This window comes from Paenibacillus sp. NPDC058174, from assembly GCF_042883865.1.
GTDB lineage: Bacteria > Bacillota > Bacilli > Paenibacillales > Paenibacillaceae > Pristimantibacillus.
The window spans coordinates 1614967-1632792 of record NZ_JBHVUY010000001.1; the positions used below are offsets into that span (position 1 = coordinate 1614967).

The 17826-nt window shown below is 51.8% G+C and carries 18 protein-coding genes; 6 read left to right on the plus strand and 12 right to left on the minus strand.

Annotation, left to right across the window (positions count from 1 at the left end):
- The first annotated feature begins 83 nt into the window (after positions 1–83).
- From ACFVVF_RS07425 to ACFVVF_RS07445, 5 genes are all read left to right on the plus strand, one after another.
- On the plus strand, positions 84–677 hold the full coding sequence (locus tag ACFVVF_RS07425; RefSeq protein WP_387806788.1) for a TetR/AcrR family transcriptional regulator: 594 nt from the start codon (positions 84–86) through the stop codon (positions 675–677).
- A gap of 192 nt (positions 678–869) precedes the next feature.
- Positions 870–2006 carry an FMNH2-dependent alkanesulfonate monooxygenase gene (ssuD, locus tag ACFVVF_RS07430; protein ID WP_387806790.1) on the plus strand — a complete coding sequence of 379 codons (1137 nt, stop codon included), beginning with the start codon at positions 870–872 and terminating at the stop codon, positions 2004–2006.
- 19 nt (positions 2007–2025) lie between these two features.
- Complete coding sequence (locus ACFVVF_RS07435; protein ID WP_387806792.1) at positions 2026–2796, plus strand: ABC transporter permease; 771 nt, start codon at positions 2026–2028, stop codon at positions 2794–2796.
- 35 nt (positions 2797–2831) lie between these two features.
- A complete protein-coding gene (locus ACFVVF_RS07440) occupies positions 2832–3941 on the plus strand; it encodes a taurine ABC transporter substrate-binding protein (RefSeq protein ID WP_387806794.1) in 1110 nt (369 codons plus the stop codon).
- Between the two features lie 33 nt (positions 3942–3974).
- Entirely contained in the window at positions 3975–4820 is an 846-nt protein-coding gene (locus tag ACFVVF_RS07445; RefSeq protein WP_387806796.1) for an ABC transporter ATP-binding protein, read from the plus strand.
- A 94-nt stretch (positions 4821–4914) separates the two neighbouring features.
- Here ACFVVF_RS07445 and ACFVVF_RS07450 read toward each other — a convergent pair whose 3' ends face one another.
- The 12 genes from ACFVVF_RS07450 to gpr form a co-directional block, all read right to left on the minus strand.
- Positions 4915–5118, minus strand: coding sequence for a hypothetical protein (locus ACFVVF_RS07450; protein WP_387806797.1), 204 nt, complete (start codon positions 5116–5118; stop codon positions 4915–4917).
- 9 nt (positions 5119–5127) lie between these two features.
- Positions 5128–5301 carry a YfhD family protein gene (locus tag ACFVVF_RS07455; RefSeq protein WP_387806799.1) on the minus strand — a complete coding sequence of 58 codons (174 nt, stop codon included), beginning with the start codon at positions 5299–5301 and terminating at the stop codon, positions 5128–5130.
- Positions 5302–5434: 133 nt separating this feature from the next.
- On the minus strand, positions 5435–6583 hold the full coding sequence (gene dnaJ / locus ACFVVF_RS07460; RefSeq protein WP_387806800.1) for a molecular chaperone DnaJ: 1149 nt from the start codon (positions 6581–6583) through the stop codon (positions 5435–5437).
- Between the two features lie 111 nt (positions 6584–6694).
- On the minus strand, positions 6695–8527 hold the full coding sequence (dnaK, locus tag ACFVVF_RS07465) for a molecular chaperone DnaK (RefSeq protein ID WP_387806802.1): 1833 nt from the start codon (positions 8525–8527) through the stop codon (positions 6695–6697).
- A 62-nt stretch (positions 8528–8589) separates the two neighbouring features.
- The gene (gene grpE / locus ACFVVF_RS07470; protein ID WP_387806804.1) at positions 8590–9132 is read right to left on the minus strand and encodes a nucleotide exchange factor GrpE; all 543 of its coding nucleotides are present in this window, start codon (positions 9130–9132) and stop codon (positions 8590–8592) included.
- Between the two features lie 13 nt (positions 9133–9145).
- Positions 9146–10171 carry a heat-inducible transcriptional repressor HrcA gene (gene hrcA, locus ACFVVF_RS07475; RefSeq protein WP_387806806.1) on the minus strand — a complete coding sequence of 342 codons (1026 nt, stop codon included), beginning with the start codon at positions 10169–10171 and terminating at the stop codon, positions 9146–9148.
- A 173-nt stretch (positions 10172–10344) separates the two neighbouring features.
- The gene (locus tag ACFVVF_RS07480; protein WP_387808896.1) at positions 10345–10824 is read right to left on the minus strand and encodes an N-acetyltransferase; all 480 of its coding nucleotides are present in this window, start codon (positions 10822–10824) and stop codon (positions 10345–10347) included.
- A gap of 94 nt (positions 10825–10918) precedes the next feature.
- Positions 10919–12103 (minus strand): radical SAM family heme chaperone HemW, encoded by a 1185-nt coding sequence (gene hemW / locus ACFVVF_RS07485; RefSeq protein WP_387806807.1) that lies wholly within the window; start codon positions 12101–12103, stop codon positions 10919–10921.
- 132 nt (positions 12104–12235) lie between these two features.
- Positions 12236–14053 (minus strand): translation elongation factor 4, encoded by a 1818-nt coding sequence (gene lepA, locus ACFVVF_RS07490; RefSeq protein ID WP_387806809.1) that lies wholly within the window; start codon positions 14051–14053, stop codon positions 12236–12238.
- A 91-nt stretch (positions 14054–14144) separates the two neighbouring features.
- Positions 14145–14585: a hypothetical protein gene (locus ACFVVF_RS07495; protein WP_387806810.1), complete on the minus strand. Its 441-nt coding sequence runs from the start codon at positions 14583–14585 to the stop codon at positions 14145–14147.
- A gap of 14 nt (positions 14586–14599) precedes the next feature.
- Positions 14600–15829 (minus strand): stage II sporulation protein P, encoded by a 1230-nt coding sequence (locus ACFVVF_RS07500; RefSeq protein ID WP_387806812.1) that lies wholly within the window; start codon positions 15827–15829, stop codon positions 14600–14602.
- A gap of 220 nt (positions 15830–16049) precedes the next feature.
- Complete coding sequence (gpr, locus tag ACFVVF_RS07505) at positions 16050–17057, minus strand: GPR endopeptidase (RefSeq protein ID WP_387808897.1); 1008 nt, start codon at positions 17055–17057, stop codon at positions 16050–16052.
- Between the two features lie 206 nt (positions 17058–17263).
- Between gpr and rpsT the strand changes: the two genes are divergently transcribed.
- Positions 17264–17536, plus strand: coding sequence for a 30S ribosomal protein S20 (gene rpsT / locus ACFVVF_RS07510; RefSeq protein ID WP_042162805.1), 273 nt, complete (start codon positions 17264–17266; stop codon positions 17534–17536).
- Positions 17537–17826: the final 290 nt, after the last annotated feature.

Sequence of the window (17826 nt, forward strand, 5' to 3'; positions counted from 1 at the left end):
TACAATATTGTCTAATTGTTGGAAAATATAGCGGGCCGCTTCTCATCCCGCCCATTACGCAGCATTCAGGAGGGCTAGCCGATATGTCACCCCGCAACGTCATTAAGGATCAGAAGCTTCGCGACGAACGCAAGCGCCAGCTGCTGGACGCGGCCATGCATGTAATTGCCAGACGAGGTCTTCCCGCCACCAAAATTGCCGATATTGCCGCTGCCGCCGGCATCAGCGTAGGCAATGTCTATAAATCTTTCAGCTCCAAGGATGAAATTTTCCGCGCTCTTGTTGAGAGCGGGCAGCGCGAATACCGTGAATTTGTAGAAGAAGCGCTTGCTCTTCCCGCTTCCTCCTATGACAAGCTTCATTGGTACACGAGCAATTGGCTGACCTATAGCAATGGCTGGGCCATTACCGTTATTTTGCAATACGCCCGGACGTCCGAGGCGGTTCCCGAGGAATTGACCCAAGCGGTAAGCGCAAGGTTTATCGACAATTTACGCCCCATGGCCGCTATTATAGCGGAGGGTCAGCATTCCGGCATTTTCAAAGCCGGCGACAGCATGGAGCTTGCACTCATGTATGTCTCCATGATGGAAGGACTAATTCTGCATGACATTCCTGGCATTCGGGAAATCGCCAGCTTAACTCCGGAGAAAATGATAGCCCTGCTGTTGAAATAAAAGATTGACTATTAATGGCAATTGCTGCTATCATGCTTACATAGTGAATAATTATTCATCGTCAGCCTACCGGAAGGCCGGAGGCGCATAACGACTACTTTATTTAAAAGAGTTGTTATGCTTTTTTTATATCCTTTAAACCAACTTAACCAATGGGAATAATTAAACAATCTGACGAACAGGATGTGCACAATGAAGCTGTTTTGGTTCATTCCGACATACGGAGACGGACGCTATCTCGGCACCGGCATCGGGGCTAGAGAGACATCCCCAGCCTACTACCGGCAAATCGCCGTTGCGGCGGACGATCTTGGCTATGACGGCGTTCTGCTGCCAACAGGCCGCTCATGCGACGATCCTTGGGTGACCGCTTCGACGCTGATACCCGTTACCAAAAGGCTAAAATTTCTCATCGCTGTGCGGCCCGGCCTCGTATCCCCGACGTTAGCCGCCCGGATGGCAGCGAGCTTCGACCGCAGCTCCGAAGGGAGACTCCTCATTAACGTCGTCGCCGGAGGCGATCCAGTCGAACTGGAGGCGGATGGGCTTTATCTTAATCATGACGAGCGCTACGAGCTTACGGATGAATTCATGGCCATCTGGCGCCGGCTGCTGCAGCAGGAGACGGTTACGCTGAACGGCAAGCATCTGCAGGTCACTCAGGCCGTCAATCTATTGCCGGCTTTACAGCAGCCTCACCCTCCCGTTTATTTCGGGGGCTCCTCGCCGGCTGCGATCAGCGTTGCTGCAAGACATGCTGACTGTTACTTGACCTGGGGCGAGCCGCCTGAGCAAGTCAAGCAGAAAGTAGCTCTCGTTAAGGAAAGAGCGAAAGCAGCAGGACGAACTGTTACATTCGGCATCCGGCTGCATATCATCGTCCGGGAGACGGCTGAAGAAGCTTGGGCTGCAGCTAACCGGCTGATCCGGCATTTGGATGACGAGACGATCGCCAAAGCTCAACAAGTATACGCCCGGATGGATTCCCACGGCCAACAGCGCATGACGGCTGCGCACAACGGTAGCCGCAGCAGCCTGGAGATCGCACCCAACCTGTGGGCCGGCATCGGTCTTGTCCGCGGCGGCGCGGGCACTGCGCTTGTCGGAGATCCCGATACGATAGCGGAGCGGATGAACGAATACCGGGAGCTTGGCATTGATACTTTCATTTTATCCGGTTATCCGCATTTGGAAGAATCGTACCGGGTCGCTGAGCTGCTGTTTCCGAAGCTTCGCACTGCTGCAGGAGACGCTTTGCCAGGCTCTCACCTAGACAGGCCAAGCGGCGAAATGATCGCATACAGCTACAAGCCTGGAAGCCATCGTTAGGCGGAGGAGGAACTCCCTATTGAAAAAAATATATAGCCCCGCACTTTCTGCGCTATCGGTACTGCTCGTTCTGCTTCTCTGGTGGCTGATTACAAGCAGGAATTGGGTCAACCCGCTATTCGTCCCTTCTCCGGGCAAAGTATGGGCGGCCTTTATCCAAATCTTCCATGACGGATATAAAGGCACCTCCCTTCTTCACCACCTGCTGGCCAGCCTATTCCGGCTGGGATGCGCCTTTGCGCTGGCGCTTGTAACAGCCATCCCGCTTGGACTCATCAGCGGATCATCATCTGTCGTTCGATCATTGCTTGACCCTTTCATTGAGTTTTACAGGCCGCTGCCGCCGCTCGCCTACTACACCATTCTCGTGCTGTGGCTCGGCATCGGCGACTCCTCCAAAGTCTTTTTGCTCTACTTGGCAGCTTTTGCACCTCTGTACATCGCCGTCGTCGCAGGCGTACGCCGAGTGCCGCTGGACCGCATTCATGCGGCGAGATCGCTGGGCGCCAACCGGCGCAAGCTGTTCGTCTATATTTTGCTCCCATCCGCGCTTCCGGAAATTTTCACCGGCATTCGCACAGCGATTGGAGTCAGCTATACGACGCTTGTCGCCGCTGAAATGGTGGCGGCCATTTCCGGAATCGGCTGGATGGTGCTCGATGCGAGCAAGTTTTTAAGAAGCGATATTATATTTGCCGGAATCATCCTTATGGGCCTCATCGCCATTGCCATTGACTCCATGATCCGCTGGATGGAGCGGCGATGGGTGCCATGGGGCGGCAAAGAATAGACCGGAGCCAATAATAAATAGGAGTGGAATTAATTATGAGATCGAAGCACCGGAATTTTACCGTTTTGTCTATCATTCTAATCGTATTGGCAAGCATGCTTGCCGGATGCGGAGCCGATAAGAGCAGCAATACGCCGGCAAAAGAAGCTGCTGCTGCTACAGTTTCGCCTTCACCGGCAGCGGAGTCAGAAAAACCGGCGGAAGCTGCTCCTGTGCAGCCTAAAGAAGTCAAAATCGGCTTTCAAATCATTCCTAACGCCGAGCTTCTTGTGAAAGCACAAGGACTTGTCGAGAAGAAATTTCCCGATATTAAAGTAACGTGGCTGCAATTCGATTCCGGCCGGGACGTCAACACAGCCATCGCATCCGGCGGCATCGACCTCGGTTTAGCGGGCTCCGTTCCCGTTGCGATCGGACTTGCGAGCCAATTGCCTTACCAAGTGTATTTCCTGCATGATGTTATCGGTGACAATGAGGCTTTGGCTGTCCGGAACAGCTCCAATATAGCAGGGGTCAAAGATTTGGCCGGCAAAAAAATCGCCGTTCCGTTCGGCTCGACTACTCACTTCAGCCTGCTTGCTGCCTTAAAACAAGAAGGCGTCGATCCGAAGTCGGTTACGATTCTCGACCTGCAGCCACCCGATATTGTAGCGGCATGGCAGCGCAAAGATATCGATGGCGCCTTCGTCTGGCAGCCTTCGCTGGCGAAGCTCGTCGCCGACGACGGCAAAATTATCATCTCAGCCAAAGCGCTGGCCGAGAAAGGCAGCATTACGGCAGATGTCGGCGTTGTACGCAGCGAATTTGCGAAGCAGTATCCGCAGTTTCTGAAAGATTACGTTGGTCTCCTGGACGAGGCCGTGCAACTGTACCGTACAAACCCGAACGAAGCGGCCAAGTCGCTTGCTCCGCTGCTTAGCCAGCCTGAAGCCGACACGCTCTCGCAAATGAATGAGCTTGTATGGCTCTTATCCTCCGAGCAATCGGCAGACAGCTATTTGGGCTCAGGAACGGGTGTCAGCGGATTTGCGGAGGTCCTTCAAGCGACAGGCGAGTTTCTCGTGGAGCAGCAGACGATTCCTTCCGCGCCGGATGCGGCGGTCTATCAGCAGGGCATCTACAACGAAGCGCTGACGGGCAAGTAACCATAACGCCAATAACGAAAGGAGCTCTTGCGAATGATAGAAGCCGCTATTGATGATGAGATTTGGAAGTCCGGGGAGCAATGCGAAGTATCTGCTAAGGATGCCGTTGTATTCAATAGCGTCTCCCTTCGTTACGGCGGCAAAGCGGCCAGCAGTGCAGATGTGCTCAGCTCGGTTCGGCTTCAAATTCAGGAGGGGGAGTTTGTTTGCATACTCGGACCGTCAGGCTGCGGCAAAACCTCACTGCTTAAACTTGGAGCCGGTTACGAGAAGCCCACGGAAGGCGAAGTGACGCTGTATGACCAGCCGCATCCCGGTCCTAACCCGAAGGTCGGCGTCGTCTTCCAGCATGCCAATCTGTTCCCTTGGCTGTCCGTGAACCGGAATGTGCAATTCGGGCTGAAAATGCTCGGATTAAAACGCGCCGAACGGAGCCAAATAGCCGCCGAAACCTTGAATCAGGTCGGTTTGAGCTCCGCCGCTTCCCTGCTGCCGCATCAGTTGTCGGGAGGGATGAAGCAGCGCGCCGCGATTGCCCGTGCGCTAGCGGCCAATCCGGCTCTGCTGCTCATGGATGAACCCTTTGCCGCACTTGACGCCATTACGAGGGAGTCGCTGCAATACTTGCTTCGCAAGCTTTGGATAGAGACCGGTAAAACGATTGTATTCATTACGCATGATGTCGAGGAAGCGCTGCTGCTAGGCTCCCGGTTGATCGTAATGAAAGGCGGCCCCGGCCGCATCGAAATCGATATGCCGAACAGCCTCAACCGGGCATCGGAGCCGTTCGCATTCGCCCGCCAGCACTTGCGCTATGGGGAGACGCGAGAGCAACTGCTCAAAGCGCTTCGTCCTTCCGGCCAGGGCTGGCAGGATTGAGCGGCATGCATAGCAGTCTATCAAGCAAAACAGGGCAGTTCAAAGGTCGTCGCCGGCCTTCGAACTGCCCTGTTTTGTTTGTAAACACTGATAATTAACCGATTGTTTCCGTTGATCCGCCAATCTGTTCGATCAGATGAACGGCACGGTCGACGATATCCGCATCCACCGTGGCCGTCAGCCATCCGTGTTCATACAAGCCGTTCACTTCAAATGCGCGCAGCGCCTGCAGCTTATGCAGCGCCTCTTGCGCCGCTTCCGGCCCGGAGAAATTCGCCCGGAGTTCAATTTGATTCATCTGGAAGTCCTACTCTTGCTGCTGTTCGTGCGCGCGCTGATCCGCTTGAGCGGCACGCTGCGCAGCTTTGCGGTCAGCTTCGTCGGCCAATTCTTCCGAGAACTCTACATCCTCGTTTTCACCGATCGGCAAGGTTGCGAAGTTTTGCTTTTCCAGCTCGTTTTGCTCATTATTTTGTGGCATGATTGGCAGCTCCTTTATTTTCTAGATTCATTGGATAGAAACCAACCCGCCTAGCTTTTGCCTAATCATCCCTAATTATTCGTTTCCATCCCGTCATACCCCGATTTAAAAAGAAAAGAAAAAACGTTCCGGGCTATTCGCCGCGGAACGCTTTCTTCATTTTATCGAAAATCGATTCATGATGCTCGGTATTGTTTTCGGCAACCGAACTGGTCGTTGCTGTTCCGCCGCCAAACTGACGCAGCAAATCCTTCTGCTCGTCGTTCAGCTTCGTTGGTGTAACGACCGTTACCTTCACGTGCTGATCGCCTTGGCCGTAGCCGCGAAGCTTCGGCACGCCTTTGCCCTTCAGGCGGAAATAAGTGCCCGTCTGAGTTCCCGCAGGAATTTTCAGCTTCACTTTTTCCGTCAGCGTCGGGATTTCAATCTCATCGCCCAGCGCCGCTTGCACGAAGGTAAGCGGAACCTCGCAGTAAATATCGTCGTTCTCACGCTCGAAGAACTCATGCGATTTCACGCGGATCACGATATAGAGATCGCCGGAAGGACCGCCGCGAAGGCCGCCTTCACCCTCGCCGGAGAGACGGATTTGAGCGCCATCATCAACACCCGCAGGAATGCGGACATTAATTTTACGCTGTTTTTTCACTTTGCCTGCGCCATGGCAGGTTCCGCATTTTTCTTTGATGACACGACCTGTACCGGAGCAGTTCGTACAAGCACGGCGATTGACCATACGGCCAAACGGCGTATTTTGCACAACCTCTTGCTGGCCGCTGCCTTTGCAGACGGTACAAGTTTCCGGCTTCGTGCCCGGTTTCGCACCCGATCCCGTACAAGTATCGCAAGTTTCCGTACGCGGAATCGTAATTTCGGTTTCTTTGCCGAATACGGCTTCCTTAAACTCTACGGTCATCGTATATTGCAGGTCATTGCCCCGCTGAGGAGCATTCGGATCGCGGCGGCCGCCGCCTCCGCCGAAGAACATATCAAAGATATCGCCGAAGCCGCCTCCGCCAAAGTCTCCGGAGAAGCCGCCGGCGCCGCCCATGCCCTGATTCGGGTCTACATGGCCGTAACGGTCATAGGTCGACCGTTTCCCCTCATCGCTGAGCACGTCGTAAGCCTCTTTGACTTCCTTGAACTTCGACTCTGCGTCCGCTTCTTTATTCACGTCCGGATGGTACTTGCGCGCAAGCGACCGGTACGCTTTTTTAATTTCATCATCGGAAGCGCTTTTGCCTAAGCCAAGCACCTCATAATAATCGCGTTTGTCTGCCAACTGGTTCTCACCTCCACCCATGTTCCATTGCAAAAGCTATAAGTGCGCGAAGAAGGTCAAAGACAGGAAGCCCCTGACTTTGACCTCACCTCGGTAGCAAGCTTAAGCTAATTATTTGTTGTCGTCAACCACTTCGTAGTCTGCGTCTACGACATTGTCTTTTTTCGGAGCTGCTCCGCCGTCTTGCGGTTCTGCACCTTCTGCGCCTTGCTGTGCTTGTTCATACAGCTTAACGGACAGCGCTTGAACGATTTGCGTCAGCTCTTCTGAAGCAGCATTGATCTCATCAATGTTGTCTGCAGCGACTGCTGCAGTCAGTTTTTCTTTTGCTGCATTCGCTTTGTCGATTTCGGAAGCGTCAACTTTGTCGCCCAGATCCTTGATCGTTTTGTCAACCGAGTAGATAAGTTGGTCAGCTGCGTTTTTCGCTTCAACCAGCTCACGGCGTTTGCGGTCATCCTCAGCGTTCAGCTCAGCATCCTTCATCATTTTTTCGATTTCTTCCTCGCTCAAGCCGCCGGACGAAGTAATCGTAATTTTTTGGCTTTTGCCTGTACCTTTATCCAAAGCCGATACGTTAACGATACCGTTCGCATCGATGTCGAAGGTTACTTCGATTTGCGGAACGCCGCGCGGCGCGAGCGGAATGTCGCTAAGCGTGAAGCGGCCAAGCGTTTTGTTGCCGTTAGCCATTTGACGCTCGCCTTGCAGCACGTGGATCTCTACGCCCGGCTGATTGTCAGCATACGTCGAGAACACTTGCGATTTGCTTGTAGGGATCGTCGTGTTGCGGTCGATCATTTTCGTAAATACGCCGCCTGCAGTCTCGATACCGAGGGACAAAGGCGTAACGTCGAGCAATACGACATCCTTAACATCGCCAGTAAGAACGCCGGCTTGAACAGCCGCGCCAAGCGCTACAACCTCATCCGGGTTAACGCCTTTATGCGGATCTTTGCCGATCAGTTTTTTAACCGCTTCTTGAACGGCTGGAATACGAGTCGAACCGCCTACAAGAACGACTTTATTAATTTCGCTTGTGGACAAGCCGGAATCGCTCAAAGCTTGGCGAACTGGAGCCATTGTACGCTCTACAAGTCCTTCGGACAGCTCTTCGAATTTCGCACGGGACAGGTTCGTCTCCAAATGCTGAGGAACGCCGTCAACCATCGTGATGAACGGAAGCGAGATTGTAGTTGTCAATACGCCGGAAAGCTCTTTCTTCGCTTTCTCTGCCGCATCTTTCAAGCGTTGTACAGCCGCTTTGTCCTTCGACAGGTCGATGCCTTGCTCTTTCTTGAACTCAGCTACGAGATAGTCGATGATCACTTGGTCAAAGTCGTCGCCGCCGAGCTTGTTGTCGCCGCTCGTTGCTTTAACTTCGAAGAAGCCGTCGCCCAGCTCAAGGATGGATACGTCAAACGTACCGCCGCCAAGGTCATAGACGAGAATTGTTTGGTCTTCTGTTTTCTCCATGCCGTAAGCAAGAGCTGCCGCTGTTGGCTCGTTGACGATACGCAGCACTTCCAGACCTGCGATTTTACCCGCATCCTTCGTCGCTTGACGCTGGCTGTCATTGAAGTAAGCAGGAACCGTAATAACAGCTTGCGTTACAGGCTGGCCCAGGTAAGCTTCTGCGTCGGATTTCAGCTTTTGCAAAATAATTGCCGAAATTTCTTGCGGCGTGAAGTCTTTGCCGTCAATCGTTTCTTTGTGGTTCGTGCCCATGTGGCGTTTTACCGAGCTAACCGTACGGTCAGGGTTCGTGATCGCTTGGCGTTTTGCCGTTTCGCCGACAATACGCTCTCCATCTTTCTTAAAGCCTACAACGGATGGCGTCGTACGGTTGCCTTCCGGATTCGGAATAACGACGGCTTCGCCGCCCTCCATTACTGCAACGCAAGAGTTTGTTGTACCCAGGTCAATACCGATTACTTTACTCATCGTCAGTTTCCTCCTAATTTATAGGCTGTCATCAGCCTGATTATTATTATTGAACAGCAGCATTAACCGCTGACTTTAACCATTGCAGGACGAAGCACTTTATCTTTCAGTACATAGCCTTTTTGCACTTCTTCAACAATGATGCCTTCTTCATGCTCATCGGATTCCACCGTCATAATGGCTTGATGGAATTCAGGGTTGAACGGCTCGCCTACCGTATTCATCGCTTGCAGGCCTTCCTGCTGCAGCGTTTGCTCCAGCTGGCGGAAAATCATGTCCACGCCTTTCGAAAGCGATTCATAATCGCCATTGACAGAAGCTGCTGCAACCGCCCGTTCAAAATTATCAACAACCGGAAGCAATTGCCCGATCAGCTTCATCGATGCATATTGTCCCAGCTCTTCTTTTTCCTTCATGGTGCGGCGGCGGAAATTATCAAAATCCGCTTGCACGCGTAAGTATCGCTGCTGGCTCTCTTCTGCCTGCTGTGCAAGCTCAGAGAGGCGCGGATCCTCTTGAAGCCCGGCTTGCGCCTCTGCTTCCTGTCCTGCTTGCTCCTGCTCCGTTACGGTTTCCTCAACCGCTTCGTTATGTTCGTTACTCACCCAATTCACCTCCTTATTTATACCAACGGCCTAGCATTAGCGCCATATCCTTTGAAATAATGTTAAGCAAGCTAATGACTTTCCCGTATTCCATTCTTGTTGGTCCAAGAATGCCGATCGTGCCAAGCGACTGGCCGTCTACCGAATAGGTGGCCGTAATCAGACTGCAGTCCGCAATTGCCTCTTGGTCATTTTCTGTTCCGATGCGCACTTGTATACCCGAGGGTAGCGCAGAAAACATTTTCATGATCGCAGGTCTTTCATCCAGCAAATCCAGAATCGTCTTCACCTTGTCGACGTCCTTGAACTCCGGCTGCGTCAGCATATTCGTCGTTCCGCTAAGAAAGATGCGGTGCTCATCGTCGCTTTGCAGCGCCTTGTCGAGCACGCCCAGCACTTCTTCGCAATGATCGATGTAACGGTCCAGCTCTTGCCCCATTTCGGCATGCAGCTTGGACTTCAAGCGAATAAGCGGAACGCCTACCAGCTTCGTGTTCAAGATCCGTACGACCTTCTCCATTTCCTCCATGCTGACGCCCGGCGGAATTTGGATCGTCCGGTTCTCCACATGTCCGGTATTCGTAACGATAATCGCTACAGCCGAACTAGCGTCGAGCGGCACCAGACTGAAATGCTTAAGCGAGGTGCTGAACATTTCCGGTCCAAGCAAGATCGACGTATAATTCGTCAGATTAGACAAAATCATGGCAGCATGCTGGATGACCTGCTCCATTTCATTCACTTTTTCAGAGAAAAAAGAACGTACTTTCGTCAGGTCCTGTTCATTGACTTCATTCAAATTGACGAGATGATCGACGTAATAGCGATATCCTTTGGTCGAGGGAATACGGCCTGCCGACGTATGCGGCTGCTCCAGAAAGCCCAGCTCCTCCAGATCCGCCATTTCATTGCGAATCGTAGCAGGACTGAAGCCAACGTCGCCTCTTTTAGATATGCTTCGTGATCCGACAGGCTCCGCCGAGCGGATGTAGTCGTCGATTATCGCATTCAGTATCATTCGTTGCCGGTCCGTCAACATTCCAATTCCCTCCCCAATTATATGCCTATTTCAATTCGGCCGTTCTCGCCTCATCGTTAGCACTCATTAAAGTCGAGTGCTAATCATTAATACAAAAATACCAAACCAGCTTGACGATTGTCAAGTCGGTTCGGCATTTTGGCCTTTTATCCGATTTTCACATGGCTAATTATCTATTCGCTAAGGACCCGCAGCACCGCAATTTCATCACAGGCATGCTGCTTCGGACAATTGACGCAATCGGTCCATACCTTCTCCGGGAAAATCTCTTTATCGACGATACTGAAGCCATTCCGCAAGAAGAACGGAACTGCATAGGTTAATGCCATAATTTTTGGAATGCCTTGCTCTTTGGCTTGCGCAATAAGAAAGTCGACCAGCTTGCTGCCGATCCCAAGCCCCTTATAGCCTTCCGTCATGCCAAGCGAGCGAATTTCTACAAGCTCAGATCCGAGCCGGGTAAGCGCGCCGCAGCCGACAACCTCTTGTCCGACCTCAGCTACAACGAAGGTTGAGATCTGACGCAGGAGCGCCTCCTTGGACCTGGGCAACATGATTCCCTGTTCCGCGTAGCCTTTAATTAATTCAAATAACGTTTCCACATCGTCCGCTGTCGCGACTCTGCATACTGCCTGCAAACTTTCCGTTGCCATCACTCCGCCTTCGCCTCCACCCGGTGCATATTTAATCTATTGAATAAATATACAGCGGTACGCATGTTTTATCAAGAGGCAATTTCACAAAAATTTAGCGGGCTGCTTCCTCTTCCAATCCGATGAAAGAGCCAAACACATCATTGCCGAATAAAACGCCTTTTTCCGTCAGTCTGTAGCCATAATCTTCAGCCTCTTCAATGCGTTCCAGCAAGCCGTCTTTCAACAGCTTATCGATAATCGGCCCGAAAATTTGCTCCAGCGTCTTGCCTGGGAACTGCTTAGCGAAGCTCGAGGCGCGTACGCCTTCAAGCAGCCGCAAGCCAACCATCATAAAGTCCTCAATCGCCTCCAGCTCGGATACGGCATTCGTCTCCAGCCGAGGAAGCTTCGTCTGCGTATAATCAATATAAGGCTGAACGCCTTTTACATTAATATGACGCTCTCTGCCCGCATAGCCATGAGCTCCGGCTCCCAGTCCATAATACGGCTCATTGCGCCAGTACGTGGAATTGTGCCGGCCCTCGTAGCCAGGACGGGCGAAGTTGCTGATCTCATAATGCTGATAGCCGGCACCCTTCAGACGGTCCATCAGATGCGTATACATCGAGAACTCTTCGTCCTCCGACGGCAGCGGCAGCTCGTCACGCTGATAGAGCTTATGGAACAGCGTGTTTTCTTCTACCTTCAAGCTGTACAGCGAATAATGCGGAAGGTCGAGTGCCAGCGCTTTCTCGACGCTGTCCTCCAGCGTCTCCACCGTTTGACCCGGCAATCCGAACATCAAGTCGATCGATAAATTCGTAAAGCCCGCCGCGCGAGCGTTCTCCAAGCTTCTATAGACATCGTCCACATTATGAATACGGCCGATCTTCTCCAGCAAAGCGTTGTTGAACGACTGTACCCCGAAGCTGATCCGGTTCACCCCGCCGGCGAACATGGCAGCCAGCTTCTCAGGATCTGTCGTCCCCGGATTGGCCTCCATCGTAAACTCCGCTTGCTCAGACAGCGGGAAATGCCGCTTGACTGAAGCGAGAAAACGCTCCATTTGCGGCGGTGTCAGAACCGTCGGCGTACCGCCACCAACGAAGACAGTATCGATGGTTTGCGGAGGCAGGGCAGCGGTCGTCAGGACCATCTCTCTTTCGAGCGCATCCAAATATTCATCGACGGGCTGGCCCTTAAGAACATAGGAAGTGAAATCGCAATAGTGGCATTTGTTCGTACAGAACGGTATGTGAATATAAAGCGCTCTAGGCGCTGTATGAATCGCAGTCATTGCAAATCCTCCTCTCTTCCGAACAGCCTTAACCGGCTGCTTGCTGCTTTCTTTGGATATGAAAAAAACGACAGGCTTACGGAGAGGCCGCAATCTGCTCTCCCGTAAGCCTGTTGATTGTATGCCTTAAGTTTAATCCTCGTCGATCTTCAGAACGGCCATGAACGCTTCCTGCGGCACCTCAACGCTGCCTACCTGCTTCATGCGCTTCTTGCCTTCCTTCTGCTTATCGAGCAGCTTCCGCTTCCGGCTGATGTCGCCGCCATAACATTTGGCCAATACGTTTTTACGCATCGCTTTGACCGTCTCTCTGGCAATAACCTTCGTGCCGATCGAAGCCTGAACCGGAACTTCAAACATTTGACGCGGAATGAGCTCCTTCATCTTCTGGCAAATAATCCGTCCGCGGTGATAGGCACGGTCGCGGTGAACGATAACGGACAAGGCGTCAACCTGTTCGCTGTTGAGCATAATGTCCATTTTGACCAGATTGGAACGACGGTAACCCGATAATTCATAATCGAAGGAAGCATAGCCTTTCGTGCTGGATTTCAATTGATCGAAGAAATCGTAAACGATTTCCGACAATGGAATCTCATACGTGAGCGTAACGCGGTTCGTATCCAAGTATTCCATATTAACGAATTCGCCGCGTTTGCCTTGGCAAAGCTCCATAATGGCGCCAACAAAATCATTAGGCACAATAATAGCTGCTTTAACATATGGCTCTTCGACATATTCCAGCTTGCCCGCTTCCGGATAGTTGGACGGATTGTCGATATCAATAACCGTTCCGTTCGTCAGCGTCACGCGGTAAATAACGCTTGGTGCTGTCGTAATGAGCGGAATGTTGAATTCACGCTCGATACGTTCCTGAATAATCTCCATGTGGAGCAATCCGAGGAAGCCGCAGCGGAAGCCAAAGCCAAGCGCAGTAGACGTCTCCGGCTCGTAGCGGAGAGATGCGTCATTAAGCTCCAGCTTTTCCAGCGCTTCTCGAAGATCATTGTAATCTTGAGTCTCAATTGGATACAGACCGCAGAATACCATCGGGTTGATTTTCCGGTAGCCCGGCAGCGCCTCTGGTGCAGGACGCTTCGCCTCTGTAACCGTATCACCAACGCGAGTGTCCTTAACGTTCTTAATACCTGCGACGACAAATCCAACGTCACCAACAGCCAGCTCATCGACAATCGACATGCGCGGCTTGAACGCACCTACTTCGATGACTTCGAACTCAGCGCCAGTTGCCATGAAGCGGATTTTTTTACCCGCTTTAATGCTGCCGTCAATAACCCGTACGTAAACGATTACCCCTTTGTAAGGGTCGTAGTGCGAGTCGAAAATAAGCGCTTTGAGCGGATTGTCCGGATCGCCAGTTGGAGCTGGAACCTTCTGAACGACCTGCTCCAAAATCTCCTTAATGCCGATACCGGCTTTAGCCGAGGCAAGCACAGCGTCGCTGGCGTCAAGGCCAATTACATCTTCGATCTCTTGCTTCACACGCTCCGGTTCGGCGCTTGGAAGGTCGATTTTATTAATTACAGGCAATATTTCGAGGTTGCTCTCCAGAGCCAAATATACGTTAGCCAGCGTCTGCGCTTCAATCCCTTGCGCCGCATCCACGACGAGCAGTGCGCCTTCACAGGCAGCCATGCTTCGGGATACTTCATAAGTAAAGTCGACATGCCCCGGCGTATCGATCAGGTTGAGCAAATATTCTTCACCGTCATCCGCCTTGTATGTAAGACGAACCGCTTGCAGCTTTATCGTAATGCCGCGTTCCCGCTCCAAATCCATTTGGTCCAATACCTGCTCCTGCATCTCGCGCGAGGTCAAAGCCCCGGTAAACTCGAGAATACGGTCCGCAAGCGTAGACTTGCCATGGTCAATATGAGCAATAATTGAAAAATTTCTTATTTTCTTTTGCCGGTCACGAACGTCAGTCATGCCTAACCCCCACACAGTCCAATATTCCATCTATTATATCAGTTCGGAGGTTTGCCAGCAATGCGCATTACATAATGCGATTTGGCTGAGGTTAGTTCGTTACAGAATCGAACAGGGAAACGACGAATTTAATGCCTCCGGTCGTGATGGATTGCAGGAAGCCCGAGGTGCCGTCCGCCAGCTTATTGACAGCCGGCTCATTCGACCCGCCGTCAATGCCGGGAAGCCTCTCCCGGCGGCTGCCGCGCTCTGCGATTTCTCTTACTTCCGCCAATTCCTTCTCCAGCTTGGCGATCTTCTTTTCGGCGGCCGCCGACATGCCGGAGGGGGAAGACGAGCTGCCGTCAACTACACCTTCAACGCCTGAGCCCTTACCCGGAGATTGTGCTGACGGCAAGGTAACAGAGGTTTGTCCGCCCTCGATCGGCCCATAAATCCGTTCGATGCCGGTTTGCGACATTTCCATCGCATACAGAACGATAAAAACGAGCACTCCTCCCATTATTGCCCACTTTATCGCGCTCCGTTTCATATCCAAGCCCCCTCTTAGCTTTTTGGCGCAGTTACCTTCTCTGCGTCCCAATAAATATCCGCAATGATTTTGGCCAGCACATCGGCCGTCCGGTAGCTCTCTTCCAGCGTGTTGTCGACGCCGCCGATTTCAATCAGAACGCTGTCCTCGGCAAGCGACTGGTTGTACTCGCCATTGCCGGTAGCAGCTGTCTTGCCGTATATTCCGCGCGAGATGCCAGGATATTGCTTTTCCAGCTTATCGTGAATTTGGGTCGCAAACGTTTCGTTTTGCTGCCAGTCCGGATTTTTATGACCGATAATGAAGTAGACCTGAGCATAGCTTTTGCCGCCGATATCGACCGTCGTATACTTCCTTTTTTGCGAATCGCGGTGGATGTCGAAGAAGAACTTCAAATCTTTGCTGCTTGCCATCGCTTCCTTGACTGTCTTCATCGAATATTTGTAGGAAAGCTCCCAGCGGTAATCTTTAATCGCTGTCGGATAGTCGGTGTCGGAATGCATCGCCCCAACGCCCTGCTCCTCCAGCTTGGAAGCCAGTCGTTTGCCGACGAGCGTAATGTTTTTCGTATCGGAATTAGGGTCCTTCGCCGTGCTCTTCAGCTCCGGGTACCAGGATTCACGGTTATGAGAATGATAGATGAAGGCGATCTTTCGCCCGTTCGTCGAATGACCGCTGCTGTTAGGCTCGGGATCAGGCGATTCAGTTGGCTCCGGTGTCTGAACCGGAGGTGTCGTCGGATCAGTAGAATCGCCAGGATCAGGCTGGGCAACTTCGCTGCCATCCCCTTCCGTGCCGGGAATCGGGACATTGTCTTCCGGACCGACTGCCGTATCCGTACCAACACCCTTGCGGATCAGAAATGATTTATTCGCGCCCATGCCGGGCATTTCTCCGGCCAGCAGGCTCTTCGGATCGCTTGGATTAATATCAGTCATCAGCCGAATAAGAAAGCTGCTGATTTGTTTATTGTTCAACGGTTCCGATTTGGTCTCGCTTTGAAAAGCAGGCATCTCCATTTCCAGCATGTCCCCAAAAAGGCCGCTTGAAACAGCTGCTGCGAAACCTTTCATCGAAGATATCGGCGCCGCATCCGACCGTTGATGCGCCATACCGGCTAGTCCAATCGCGACAAAAAACAGCATCGAGCAAAACGATAAGATGACAAACGTTTTTCCCGTTACAAGCAACTGGCGCAGTCTTCTGCTCTCCCGCGCAACATCCAGCAACATAATTCGTCTCATAATGACCTCCCGCCGTTGTCCATAGGTTAGATGCTATTAATCTATGAACTTCGGCGGGCTGATAGAACTGAATATACGAATATAGTAAAAATGAAATTTTAATAGATTCATATACAGCAGCTAGCTGCAAGCATAGGTCAGTACGGCAAAAAACCGACGTTGCCGTATGCTGTTGCAACGGGCGCCGGCTGGATCGTTAGTAGAATAATTAACTGAACGTTTAATGCGTATATGCAGCTACATTATCGGTATCTACCGCATCATGCAAGGCGGCGTTCAAGCCGCTGGCAATTATATTGGCGATATCCTCGATAAACTGATCGATCTCTTTTGGCGTCACAAGCAGGTCATGACCGATCGGATGCAGCACCTCTTTTACAAGCTGCAGCCTTTCCCTTTCATCCATCTGATTCATGAGGCCAAACACCTGATTGTTGTCCGCTTTGTTGGCAGCCATATGCCCGCGCATCAGCTCAATTGCACTGTTCACGATCGTGGACGCATAGACCACCGTCGGAACACCTATCGCAATGACCGGAATGCCCAAAATCTCCTTCGTCAGCCCTTTCCGCTTGTTGCCGATGCCGGAGCCGGGGTGAATGCCGATGTCGGCAATTTGAATCGTCGTATTGACGCGCTCCAGCGACCGGGATGCCAAGGCATCGATCGCAATCACGACGTCAGGCTTCGTTTTCTCGACGATGCCATGCACAATCTCACTGGATTCAATGCCCGTGATGCCAAGCACGCCAGGAGCTACGGCGCTGACCGCACGATATCCGGGTGCAACCTGATCGGGCATCAGCTCGAAGTACTGACGGGTAACCATCACATTTTCCACAACAAGTGGTCCTAGCGCATCCGGTGTTACGTTCCAGTTGCCGAGACCAACAATCAGTACTTTCGCTGTCTTGCCTACATTCACCCGCTGCAGAAATGCTTCGAAATGCTTGGCGAAATGTGTAGCTACCCGGTCCTGAAGCTCCGTATCCTGATTGCGAAGCTCCGGCACCTCCAGCGTTACATAGTTGCCGAGCACTTTGCCAATAGCTTGCGAGCCCTGCTCTGTTTGCACCTCAAGCTCTGTAATCGTAATGCCATTATCCTCAAACGTCTTGGATACGATGCCCGGTATCGGGCCGCTAGCGCCCGACTGCTCCGCTATTTCCTTTGCCTCCAGCGCCAGATCGGTGCGTACATTATATTGCTGCAAGTCCAGATTGCTCACGATAATGTCTGTCTCCCTTCGAAGAAGTGCGAAGTGTCTTCCGTTATTGTTTGCAAGTGGCGGCATTTCATACTTTCACCTTAGACATCCTTCCAGCTCTTGCTTTTAAGACGTGCGCATGGTAATATATTTTAAGTTGTTTACTTAGAATAGAACCAACTTACGCACTATGCTTTTTCGGCAAACTATGTAGGAGGTGAAACTCGATGCCAAACATTAAATCCGCAATCAAACGCGTTAAAACGAGCGAAAAACGTCGCGCTTTGAACGCTTCCCAAAAATCCGCGCTTCGTACGGCTGTTAAATCTGCTGACCAAGCAATCGCTGGCACTGATGTAGACGCAGCTAAAGCTGCTCTCGTCGCTGCAACGAAAAAATTGGACAAAGCGGTTACTAAAGGCCTGATTCATAAAAATGCGGCTTCCCGCAAAAAATCTCGTCTTGCTAAAAAGCTGAACGCCCTTTCGGCACAAGCTTAATAAGCGATACCGCTTTACGGAAAAGGCTTCACATCCCGGGTTACCGAGATGTGAAGCCTTTTTTTAGTTTGATTGAGTCGGGCAGGATGTTTTAAGGATTAGCAGCGCATGCGGTTGTTTCTGCGCAGAAGAAAAGAGCCTAGCTGGCGGCTAGGCTCTGATTGTTGTGAGACGGATTTTCGCGCAGATATTGCTTGGATAGAATCTGCTGTGACAATTTCTAAGGCGATAAACGTTCAACCTTATCAATATGTATATGTGATTTACCGCCATCTGTTTGGTATCCAACA

What these genes read in the sequence shown, in the direction of transcription:
- ACFVVF_RS07425 (WP_387806788.1), top strand. Translation starts at nt 84, where the DNA reads ATGTCACCCCGCAACGTCATTAAGGATCAGAAGCTTCGCGACGAACGC.
- ssuD (WP_387806790.1), top strand. Translation starts at nt 870, where the DNA reads ATGAAGCTGTTTTGGTTCATTCCGACATACGGAGACGGACGCTATCTC.
- ACFVVF_RS07440 (WP_387806794.1), top strand. Translation starts at nt 2,832, where the DNA reads ATGAGATCGAAGCACCGGAATTTTACCGTTTTGTCTATCATTCTAATC.
- ACFVVF_RS07445 (WP_387806796.1), top strand. Translation starts at nt 3,975, where the DNA reads ATGATAGAAGCCGCTATTGATGATGAGATTTGGAAGTCCGGGGAGCAA.
- ACFVVF_RS07450 (WP_387806797.1), bottom strand. Translation starts at nt 5,118, where the DNA reads ATGAATCAAATTGAACTCCGGGCGAATTTCTCCGGGCCGGAAGCGGCG.
- ACFVVF_RS07455 (WP_387806799.1), bottom strand. Translation starts at nt 5,301, where the DNA reads ATGCCACAAAATAATGAGCAAAACGAGCTGGAAAAGCAAAACTTCGCA.
- dnaK (WP_387806802.1), bottom strand. Translation starts at nt 8,527, where the DNA reads ATGAGTAAAGTAATCGGTATTGACCTGGGTACAACAAACTCTTGCGTT.
- hrcA (WP_387806806.1), bottom strand. Translation starts at nt 10,171, where the DNA reads ATGTTGACGGACCGGCAACGAATGATACTGAATGCGATAATCGACGAC.
- ACFVVF_RS07480 (WP_387808896.1), bottom strand. Translation starts at nt 10,824, where the DNA reads ATGGCAACGGAAAGTTTGCAGGCAGTATGCAGAGTCGCGACAGCGGAC.
- hemW (WP_387806807.1), bottom strand. Translation starts at nt 12,103, where the DNA reads ATGACTGCGATTCATACAGCGCCTAGAGCGCTTTATATTCACATACCG.
- lepA (WP_387806809.1), bottom strand. Translation starts at nt 14,053, where the DNA reads ATGACTGACGTTCGTGACCGGCAAAAGAAAATAAGAAATTTTTCAATT.
- ACFVVF_RS07495 (WP_387806810.1), bottom strand. Translation starts at nt 14,585, where the DNA reads ATGAAACGGAGCGCGATAAAGTGGGCAATAATGGGAGGAGTGCTCGTT.
- ACFVVF_RS07500 (WP_387806812.1), bottom strand. Translation starts at nt 15,829, where the DNA reads ATGAGACGAATTATGTTGCTGGATGTTGCGCGGGAGAGCAGAAGACTG.
- rpsT (WP_042162805.1), top strand. Translation starts at nt 17,264, where the DNA reads ATGCCAAACATTAAATCCGCAATCAAACGCGTTAAAACGAGCGAAAAA.